Genomic DNA, 620 nt, shown 5'->3' on the forward strand with positions numbered 1-620 from the left:
ACCGGCCGGCCCAAGGGCGTGGCCGTGGCCCACGGACAGCTCGTCCACTACGTGCGCGCCGCCACCGAGCGGCTGGGCCTGGCCGACTGCAAGAGCTTCGCCCTGGTGTCCACCTTCGTCGCCGACCTCGGCAACACCGTCCTCTTCCCGGCGCTGTGCACCGGCGGCCTGCTGCACGTGCTCACCCAGGAGCGCGCCAGCAGCCCGGAGGGCGTGGCCGAGTACTTCCAGCGTCACGCGGTGGAGTGCGTGAAGCTCGTCCCCTCGCACCTGTCCGCACTGCTCACGGCGGCGGAGCCCCGGCATGTGCTGCCTCGCAAGAAGCTGGTGCTCGGTGGTGAGTCCTCCACGTGGGCCCTGATGGAGCAGGTGCGCGCGCTGGCGCCTGACTGCGAGGTCTTCAACCACTACGGCCCCACGGAGACGACGGTGGGCGTGCTCGCGGGCCCGGTGGAGACGCCGGCTCCGGGCGCCGCTCCGGTGGCGGTGCCGCTGGGCCGGCCCCTGGCCCACTCGCGGCTGTACGTGCTCGACGCGGACTTCCAGCCCGTGCCCGTGGGAGTGCCCGGCGAGCTGTTCATCGGCGGCGCGCAGGTGACGCGCGGCTACCTGCACCGGCC

General features: G+C 73.5%; 1 protein-coding gene. It reads left to right on the plus strand.

The genetic code is table 11. The features are described 5' to 3' along the window. A partial coding sequence (locus G4D86_RS51785; protein WP_164003105.1) for an AMP-binding protein occupies positions 1-620 on the plus strand: 620 nt, incomplete at both ends.

The sequence above is a fragment of the Pyxidicoccus caerfyrddinensis genome (genome assembly GCF_010894405.1).
GTDB classification, from domain to species: domain Bacteria; phylum Myxococcota; class Myxococcia; order Myxococcales; family Myxococcaceae; genus Myxococcus; species Myxococcus caerfyrddinensis.